The following is a 10,020-nucleotide window of genomic DNA, read 5'->3' on the forward strand; positions in this document are numbered from 1 at the left end:
GCATCATGAAGATATCCAGCTGGCCCTTGCTGGCACTGGCCCTCTCTGCGGCGGCCCTGATCGCCCCGGCCCATGCGGGCACCACCACCAGCGGCAAACTCGATCCAGCCGCCAGTGCCCGCGCCAAGGCCAAGGTGGCCCAGTTTCTCGACTGGGAGCGCGCAGTCAAACCGAGTGGCCTCTATCAGAGCGATCTTGGCGGCGCGCTGCCCACTATCGTCTCCCCCGAGCTGCTCTGCCTGCTTAATGCCGCCTCAAAGGCGCGGGAAATAGCCACCCGCGAGGCCCCTGACGAGAAGCCCCCCTTTGTCGAGGGCAACCCCTTCCTGCCCAACGCCTGGGATAACCTGCTGGGCTCGGAGATCCTCTCGTCGCGCGCCATCGCCGGCAGCCGGGATCGCAGCGAGGTCAAGGTGCGTTTCACCTTTGGCGAACCGGGCACCCCGCTTGACGCCCCCAGCGGCACCTACCGTTTTGTCAGCACCTATCTGGTACTGGACGGGCCGCAAGGCGCCCGCATCACCGATATCGACGCTGGCGGCAGCTGTGATTTCTGCCAATCCGGCAGCCTGCGCGCCGCCCTCTATGAGACGCTCACCGCCTATCCCGCCGCAGGGGGAGAGCAGTGCAAGGGGTTGGGGAAATAGAGTTTTGGTTGGAATAGAAGCGTATTTGGGGAATAGAAATAAAAACCGCAGCTCAAGGCTGCGGTTTTTCATCTTCAAAATAACGTAAGATCATATTGACGTCAAAAATCCAAAATAATATGAATGACAGTTCACTTCTTTAGTGTAGTTTTTCTCAGCAGTCTTCTGAGCATGATCTTTATTTCTTTCAATTCATTTCCTAACAAGTCTATTTTTTGATCTAATGATAGAGTGAGCGTATCATCTGATGTATCTGGAAGATAGGTACCCGCGTCAAGATCAAACCATTGTGAGCTTGCAAGATATATGTCTTTTATTTTTCTCTTTGACAGATCTCCACCTTCAATTAATTTGTTTTTTAGTCCAGCCTTACTATCATCTGAACCGTGATTAATGAATATTGTTACGGGGTTGCAATTGGATTGTTCAGTGTTTTGAGTGTTCAAAACGAAATCAACTAGACCAGACTGATCAGCATGGGCAGAGTAATAACTGGAGAAGTCAAAAATAGATGCTTTGCTATTTTTCATTCTTTGAGTTAGCGTGGAGCTACCATTGGCTTCTTTGGCCTGATAACCAGTAATTATAATCGCATTGTTGGAATTATCAGATAATAAATCAAGATAATCGACAACAGGCCCTGCATTGCACATTCCTGAGCTTGCAATAATTATTTTGTGTCTTTTTCGGATAACATCTTCTGGTGTCTTGATTGAGGATTTTTGATTGGTACCAATCTTTCTTAAAATTTGACGTTCGGACACATTATTATCTTTTTCAAAAAGGTCTTTTAATTTTGAATAGTCATCAAACCCCAGTGTTTGCAATAATGACTCATTTATGTACATGCCTTTTCCAGTCGATGTTTTATCAAATAGTCTATCGCTATAAATAGTTGATATTTTATTACCAAGAGGCGAGTGGACACACCATGGAAATCTCTTTGGCTTGTTATTTTCATCATAAGTTGGTGGCATGTTTTTTTCAATTGCAGCCCAGATGTCACATATTAACTCCTGAGTTCTATGCAATGAAAATGCAGGAACTAACAGTGTACCGTCATTATTTATACAAACGTTGTTAATAACTTTCCACAGTTCAGCGATACGATTATCTTTTGATTTAACTGTTGGTTCTCTGTTTCTAGAACCATATGTTGACTCTATGACCATATAGTCAGTTTGCGGAAAAGGGTAATGTTCAGATTTGAGTAACGGTAAATATTCAGCACCATCTACATTAACACCGATATCGCCACTAAACAAAATAGTTTTCCATTTGCTGTCAGGACTATTTGGGGTTTTCCAAGATAATGAAATATGAGCAGCTCCAAGAATATGGCTACTTCGTAAATATGTAAACTTTAGTCCATCTGATAGAGATATTGTTTGCCCCCATTTAAATGGTTGTTCATCAATCAAAAACCATGATATTTCTTTTAAAAGACATTGGTCCATTCCGCTTATTTTTAATGAGTCCAACAACATTACCTCTACAATTTCTTTAGTAGCTTTAGTGGCATAGACTTTTCCAGTGAAACCATACTCAATTAATGTAGGAATTAAACCGCAATGATCTAGGTGGGCATGGGTAAGTAAAATAAAGCTAATTTGCTCTGCATCGAATGGAAAATCCTCAAACTTTTCTACTCTTTGCGGCTCATCACCACCTTGATAAGCACCACAATCGACAAGAAATTGAATGTCCGAGTCAGTGTGATGTAACCAAGAACAAGAGCCACTGACGCCATTAACAGCGCCAACAAAGTTCACTTTTAGCATAAAACCTCCTTGTTTTTTCAATAAAAAATTTAATTGATTCTGATGCCTTTTAGGTGGCTAGTTAGTTTTCATATTGCTGTGCTAAAGAAAAATATTTTTGGATTTCGTAGAATCAAGCATTAGATCATCGTTTAGAAGGCCGTAGGTTCGATTGACGAAGCATAATCAGAGGTTCGAGAAATAAGTCGTTATTACGGTGAAATACTTACTATCGGGCCTTCAATATAAAACCGCTTCCCGAAAGGGATGGGTGCCGCTTGCCGTTATACTCACCATGATTTTTCACCTATGCAACCATGGCGATGACACCTGTTGCATAGGAGTGACAATCTGCTCTCGCCATAGGGTGGTCGAGGGGCTGGCTGCGAGCTAACAACCCGCCCAATCTGTGCCCCGAATAGGCAGGGGACGGTTACCTTGGTGCAATGCGCTGCGCTTGGTGCACCCTACGCCTGTTAACCGGCCTCGGCGTTGCGGGTTGGGTGTTGCCCCTTGTTGTTCGCCGGGGTGATCCCGTTTGTCCCATACCGTAGGGTGCAATGAACGAAGTGAATTGCACCTCTATTCGACGCGGGTTTGCTTGCGGCAACAGGCTTGGCGGATTGCGCCATGGGCTTCACCTGCAAGGGGAGCGGTTAGCACGGACGATTACGCTACGCTAATCGACCCTACCGACCCTGCTGGCGAAGTCATGCCAACGGGGTTGATGATCCCTCACCCTCTCCCACAGAGAGAGGGGACGGTTACCTTGGTGCAATGCGCTGCGCTTATTGCACCCTACGCCTGTTAACTGAACTCGGGGTGGTGGGCTGGCTGTTGCCCCCTGTTGTTCGCCGAGGTGAGCCCGTTTGTCCAGGCCGCGAAGCAGGACGCCGAGTGAGCGCCGCGGTGCCATGGGCCAAACCGGTATTGGACGAGCAACGCTCGGCCCGGTTTGGCGCAAGGACATGGATGTCCGTAGCGGACTTTGACCGACGCCATGGATGGCGAAGGTCAAAGCCCATCGACGCATGCCGTGGGACAAACGGGTGAACCGAGGGAACCCGACGCAGGAGGGCGAACAAGTGGGGGTGGCCTTTCTTTTGGTGGCTTTTCTTTGGCCACGCAAAAAAAGTCACTCGCCAAGCCGCGCAGCGGCGGCGAAACCCCGTCGAGGACGGAGTCCTCGTGTCCTGCATGGCGAAGCCGTGCCAATTAGACGGCGATATTTCGTCAAGCAATGACGTTACCGACCCCCTCACCCTCTCCCGCAGGGGGAGAGGGAACGGTTACCTTGGTGCAATGCGCTGCGCTTATTGCACCCTACCGCTCACCCGCAGGGAAAGGGGATGGTTACCGCGGACGATTACGCTTCGCTAATCGACCCTACTCGACCCCATTCGACCCGATTCGACCTTACAAATTGCCCCAAGCGTCGCATCCGCATGGTGGCATGGGCACAGCCCCGGAGGCTGACGGGAACGCCAGTCGAGGGTGCAACCCTCGCACCTTGGCGCAGGGTCGGGAGACCGGCTGGTCTCCGTGAAAGACGCTACCGCCCCTGACTGTCGCTGCCACATTGCGCCGTTGACCTTGGTTTGGAAAAAGGGGCCAACAGGCGCCGCCAAATATCTTACGGATTCATTGAGCGCTTAACTATGGCGGCCATCACGCAACTATCAGAAACCAGAGGTTTTTTGCGCTGGCACAAGCTTTTGTTAATTACTGATTGATTAATTGCGGGGTAAACCTTGTGCGGTTGGTCGCCTTGGGTAATCCGTCGCTATCACCTTGATTCAAAACGGCGATCACAGACTTTTTGCGCCGTATGTCTAGACTGGGTTGGCCGCGGTCGCTGACCGCCGCCTCTGGATCAGCAGACAGGGTATAACTGAGCTGGCTCACCCCTATGTGTCACTGATGGAGGAGTCGGCCATGTCCGCTACCCGTATCTGGATTAAAAACCCCCTTGCCACCTTTACCCCCGAAGCGGTCGATGGCCGCGGCGGGCTGGTGATTGAAAACGGCCAGATAAGCGAGGTGCTGGCGGCAGGCCAACAGCCTGCCCGACCGTGCGAACAGCTGTTCGATGCTCGCGACCATGTGGTGCTGCCGGGCCTTATCAATACCCACCACCACTTCTACCAGACCCTGACCCGCGCCTGGGGGCCGGTGGTCAATCAGCCGCTCTTCCCTTGGCTCAAGACTCTCTATCCGGTCTGGGCCAGATTGACGCCCGACGCTCTGGCGCTGGCGAGCAAGGTGGCGATGGCAGAGCTGCTGCTCTCGGGTTGCACCACGGCGGCCGATCACCACTACCTCTTCCCGCGCGGGATGGAGGAGTCCATCGATATTCAGGTGGCGGCGGTGCGTGAGCTGGGGATGCGCGCCATGCTGACCCGTGGCTCCATGAGCCTTGGCGAAGATGAGGGGGGCTTGCCGCCGCGCCACACGGTGCAGGGGCAGCAGCAGATCCTCGATGACAGTCTGCGGCTGGTGCGCCAGTATCACGAGCGCGGCGCCGGGGCGCAGATCCAGATTGCGCTGGCCCCTTGCTCCCCCTTCTCGGTGACCGAGGAGATCATGGTGGAAAGCGCCAGACTCGCGGCCGAGCTCGATGTGCGGCTGCACACCCATCTGGCGGAGACGCTGGATGAGGAGGCGTTCTGCCTTGCACGCTTTGGCCTGCGCACCGTCGATTATCTCGAAAAGGTGGGCTGGCTTGGCGATCGCACCTGGCTGGCCCACGGCATCCACTTCAATCCGGACGAGATTGCGCGGCTGGGGGCGGCGGGCACCGGAGTGTGCCACTGTCCGGTCTCCAATATGCGGCTCGCCTCCGGCATCTGCCCGACCCTGGATCTGGAGGCGGCCGGTGCGCCGGTGGGGCTAGGGGTGGATGGCTCGGCCTCTAACGATGCCTCGAACCTGATGCAGGAGGCCCGTCAGGCGCTCTATCTGCAGCGGCTGCGCTACGGCGCCGAGCGCATCACTCCGCGCAAGGTGCTGGAGTGGGCGACCGTAGGCTCGGCCCGGCTGCTCGGGCGCGGCGATCTCGGTGAGCTGCTGCCCGGCAAGCAGGCAGATCTGGCGCTGTTCAAGCTCGACGACCTGCGCTTTAGCGGCAGTCACGATCCCATCGCGGCCCTCATCTTGTGCGGCGCCGAGCGTGCCGATCGGGTGATGGTGGGCGGCAAGTGGCGGGTGGTGGATGGCGCCATCGAGGGGCTGGATATCGAGGGGCTGATTGCCCGTCACAAGGTGGCCGCCGCCGCGCTGGTGCATGGCTAGCCGACTCTGGTGCCACTCCCTGGCTGTATGGAGTTGGTATTCACCTGACAGTTGTCCACAAAAGGGAGTGGTCATATGGCTTCAAACCGGATAACAAAACAGTGCCCCCTACTGTGTTATCTGGAGTCACCGTAGACCTGCAACGAGAAAAACTCAGCCTGCCAGAGCTCGCCAAAGAGCTCAATGACGAGTAACTTCGCCTGTTCGAGCGTCTCAGCCCAGAGTTTCGAGAACGTCAGATTGAGGTCCACTACACCGGAGAACTGGTGGCTGTTGGCACCTTCTTCGTCGGCGCGATCCAAGGGGTTGGCAGGTGTATCTGCAAACCGTGCTGGACTGCTACAGCCGCCACGCCTGGGGACGGCTCTACACCAGCAAGCTGCCGGTGACCTCGGTCTATGTGCTCAATAAAACGGTACAGTCGTTTTTCGAGGCCCACGAGGCACGGGTCTATACCATCCTGTCGGATAACGGGCGCGAGTTCTGTGGGCGCCCAGACCATCATCCCTACGAGCTGTTCCTGCAACTGGAGGGGATTGAGCACCGGACAACCAAGGTACGCAGGCCGCAGAGCAACGGCTTTATCGAACGGCTGCATCGCACACTGCTGGATGAACACTTCCGTATCAAGGGGAGGACGACCTGGTATGAGTCGGTAGAGCAGATGCAGACAGACCTGGGTAGCTACCTGGCGCACTACAACACCCAGCGGCCGCATCAGGGCAGGATGATGGAGGGACTGACGCCCTACAGCATGTTCAAGAAGGGTCTGAAATTGATACCGAAGGAAGTGCGCTCTAAAGTAGCGTAAACAAGACACCGGCTTGAGGCCGGTGTCAGGTGATAACTAGATCTGTACAGCAGCTTAATAGACTTAATTTAAATGACTAACGGCCACTTCATTATTAACTCTACAGTCATTTTTTTTGATAATAAAGTAGCCAGCCAATTTTTTACCAACTCGTTGGGATGGCTTTTCCACTAGCTTATGTAAAACCCAAGATAAAAATATGCACCCACCAGTCACAATCAACAGTGAAACCCAAGCTTTCATGCCAAGATCGAGTAAGATTCTAAGCGCTACATAGCCAGCGACACCATGTATCACATAAAGTGGGTAGCTTATATCTGCCAGGAAATCGAAGAACTTGTTTGACCTGAAAAAATCCTGATACGTAAATGCAAAAATGAAGGTCAGCAATGCAAATGCATAGCTCCATGCTACCGTTATTCCGGCAGCTGCGGGGCCAATATACCATTGCAAACAGAAAAGGCAAAAAATCACTCCAATTAAAAGATATGCTTTGTCTCTTTCAATACGACCACGTTGGACATAGTGAAACACCACCCCAATGAACATATATATAATATATTGCGACACTGTCATAAAGGTCATTGCCAATTGCCACAACCTTGCATCCGTATTACCCCAACCGGGAATATACTTATTAATAACAATCGATGCTATGAAGATAAATATCGGGGCTAAAAAAACCATGGTTGATTGCTTTCGAAATAGCACAATCAATAACGCACAGACAAAATAAAACTTCATTTCTATCTCTAGCGTCCACACTATTCCATCAATACCTCTTGACCATAAGACATCTCTAATACCAGGTATGTAATGAATCAATACCTCTTGAGTAGTGAATGGCCACTCCCTTGAAAAATAATGTGAGCTAATTAAAATGGCAACCAACGTAATACTAAAACCTACAATATATGTTGGCACAATTCGCAGCATTCGATTGATAGTGAAACCAAACCAACTTGTTTTTTGCAAAGAAAATGGAATTACGAAGCCACTAATGATAAAAAATAATGCTACACCATATGCCCCCCAATTAAATAATGAAAAGGCGTTTAATAATGAAACATAAATAGGAATTGCATGCGTTTCAAAGGGAAGCATTGGCGCATTTGTTAACACCTCTACAGCTGCACGGCTTGACCAAAAAACGCCATAGTAATGTGAAATAACTACAGCTAATGCAGCAAAGCCTCTTAGAGTGTTTGCGAAATCAATCCTATTGCTTTTCTGGTTTTGCATATGGTTGACGTAGATAGTGAAAGATTGACAAATTGTAACATGAACTCAAGCACAGTCTGTAGTGGTCAACTAAATCCGGACTCTTGATTAGGCGGATCCTCGGCTTTTGCTGGCGTGACCCCGTAATTGTGTTGATGTGGATGCCGCCAGTTGTAGTAATCGGCGTTGTTGCCCAAATCCCCCAGCAAGTCATGACTTCCCCAGCCCCTGGTGACCGCAACACTCGGGGTTTTCTGACAGGTAGACCCAGGGTATTGAGTTTGTTTATGGCGCTTACATACGCCATGACGTCTCCCACTTGGCCGTTTAGTTACGCAGACTGATTTTCCCCGCCAACAACTGCTTGAACCGATACATCACCGTCTCGGCCAGCGAGCGACGGTGATACCCCGATATCTTCTTCCAGTCCGCTAGCCCTTCCTTGCGCATCACAACACAGCATCATTTCTCGGGTGTCCCTTTTCCATAACGCCGTGCTTTCGCTAGTCAGGATACAGGCTGTCGCCCCCTGTGCGCTAGATAAGCTGATGGCTGGCTTTACTGTCGTCGGCGCCATCCGCATAAACATGTCCCAGCGAGACTTCCGCCGCCACGATATCGTGGCTCACCGGATCTACCGCCAGATGCAACTTGCGCCACACTCGCCGTTTTTCGGCGCAGTGTTTGCTGACCTTTCACTCACCTTCACCAAACACCTTCAGCCCGGTTGAGTCGATAACCAAGTCGGTAACGCGTCCCCTTGGGGGGAGCGATAAGCCACTTTCACCATACGGGCTCGCTTGCAGACACAGCTATAGTCCGGTGCGCACAACGCCAGATTCCTCAACTCGAGCAGGGAGTCGAGTAGTCCCCGAGTGGCCCGCGGGGTGAAGTTGAAAATTCCCTTGAGCATCAGGAAGGTACAGATGATCTGGTTGGTGTAGAACTAGCTGCGGCCTTGCCGTCCGTGATAGTCGTGGTGAAACCAGTTGCTCATGGCCTCGGCATCAACCCAGAAAGTGGGTGAACCACGGTGAATCAAAGACTTGTTGTATTTAGGCCAGTTGGTGATGGGGTGCAGCGAAATGCCCATGATGCAAACTTGAAGAGGATGGTGATGAGCAGATCACCGAGTCCTCAGCTAGTTCCATTCAAGCTGCATCGATTTGGGCAACAACGCCTAGCAATCCATCAGGTAATAGCTGATATCCAGCTTCGCTTCCCGCAGGTTCAGGTATCCCGTTGCTGGGAGCCACTGTGACTTCAAGCTTCTGAACAGCAACTCCATCGGGACGTTATCCCAGCAGTTACCACCATGATTCATGCTCCAGGCCATGCGATAGCGCCACTGTCGTTGCCGAAATGCCCGACTGCCCTATTGGCTGCCCTGGTCGGAGTGAAACAGCACACCCTGATTGACAAGCCCGCTGCTGATAGGGCATCTCCAGAGCTTTGATGGCCAGATCTACATCAGGCTTACCAGAGATCGTCCAGCCCACAACTCGCTGGGTATGCAGGTCGAGCATCACAACCAGATAATGCCAACTAGCCCCTGCCCAAACCTAGGTGATATAGCCACACCTGATTGAGTTGCTGGACATCAAATTTGCGGGCCAGCAGATCGGGAATATCCGGTCGTGCAGACCGGGCACCTTATAAAGGTGTGCGCCCGGCTGTTTGGATGCCAACCCGGATTCCTTCATCAGGTTACGGACTTTGAATCGGCCAATCTGATACCCCAGCGTTCGCATCATCGACATCAAGGCGCGACTGCCTGCGGAATCCCGGCTCTCTTTGAACAAACGGCGCAACTAACGGCACTGTTGCATGCACTCACGGTTAATTACTCTCCTACGAACCAGATAATCATAAAAACAGAACGAGGGAGCATCGCAAGCGCAGCAGACCAAAGTGATGAGGGCTTTCCTCCAAGTCCTGTCAGGGATATCTAACGGGCTAAATGATCTGAGAGTAGTAACCAAAGCGAAAACAGGGACCGTAGAGCAGGACGGAGCCTCTCAGACCACCAGTCAGAGAACATTAGGCACCACGCAGCGCTTTCATGGCCATGAATACCCGGTTGGAGAATGGAATAACTTACCGGGTAAGGAGTGGTGGAAGTAAGCGGCCATACCCTGCCCCACGAGGTAAATCCCTCGGCTATATACAGACCCCTATAAAAGCCTGCCTTCAGCAGGCTTTGTTGTTATGAATGTCCCGTCCTGAATATGGTTTACACCTTTCCCCCCAATAAATGGAGAACCCGATGGGACAAGGTGTGAAACGGACA

General features: G+C 51.6%; 4 protein-coding genes and 3 pseudogenes. 3 read left to right on the forward strand and 4 right to left on the reverse strand.

Going from position 1 to position 10,020, the window contains the following annotated elements:
• Nucleotides 1-5 precede the first annotated feature (5 nt).
• Nucleotides 6-647 carry a hypothetical protein gene (locus G5380_RS19835; RefSeq protein WP_421353057.1) on the forward strand — a complete coding sequence of 214 codons (642 nt, stop codon included), beginning with the start codon at nucleotides 6-8 and terminating at the stop codon, nucleotides 645-647.
• Nucleotides 648-778: 131 nt separating this feature from the next.
• Here G5380_RS19835 and G5380_RS19840 read toward each other — a convergent pair whose 3' ends face one another.
• Entirely contained in the window at nucleotides 779-2,428 is a 1,650-nt protein-coding gene (locus G5380_RS19840) for an MBL fold metallo-hydrolase (protein ID WP_421353058.1), read from the reverse strand.
• Nucleotides 2,429-4,342: 1,914 nt separating this feature from the next.
• Here G5380_RS19840 and G5380_RS19845 point away from each other — a divergent pair.
• Both G5380_RS19845 and G5380_RS19850 read left to right on the forward strand, forming a co-directional pair.
• Nucleotides 4,343-5,698: an 8-oxoguanine deaminase gene (locus G5380_RS19845; RefSeq protein ID WP_421353059.1), complete on the forward strand. Its 1,356-nt coding sequence runs from the start codon at nucleotides 4,343-4,345 to the stop codon at nucleotides 5,696-5,698.
• Between the two features lie 176 nt (nucleotides 5,699-5,874).
• Nucleotides 5,875-6,509: pseudogene (locus tag G5380_RS19850) on the forward strand (integrase core domain-containing protein); the annotation flags it as partial.
• Nucleotides 6,510-6,572: 63 nt separating this feature from the next.
• On the opposite strand, the gene G5380_RS19855 reads toward G5380_RS19850, so the two are convergent.
• From G5380_RS19855 to G5380_RS19865, 3 genes and pseudogenes are all read right to left on the reverse strand, one after another.
• Nucleotides 6,573-7,751, reverse strand: coding sequence for an acyltransferase family protein (locus G5380_RS19855; protein WP_216953306.1), 1,179 nt, complete (start codon nucleotides 7,749-7,751; stop codon nucleotides 6,573-6,575).
• 220 nt (nucleotides 7,752-7,971) lie between these two features.
• Nucleotides 7,972-8,823: pseudogene (locus G5380_RS19860) on the reverse strand (IS5 family transposase); the annotation flags it as partial.
• 93 nt (nucleotides 8,824-8,916) lie between these two features.
• A pseudogene (locus tag G5380_RS19865) lies at nucleotides 8,917-9,652 on the reverse strand (IS3 family transposase); the annotation flags it as partial.
• Nucleotides 9,653-10,020: the final 368 nt, after the last annotated feature.

Origin of the sequence: Aeromonas sp. 604443, assembly GCF_049170315.1 — a bacterium.
GTDB classification, from domain to species: Bacteria; Pseudomonadota; Gammaproteobacteria; order Enterobacterales; family Aeromonadaceae; genus Aeromonas; species Aeromonas veronii_A.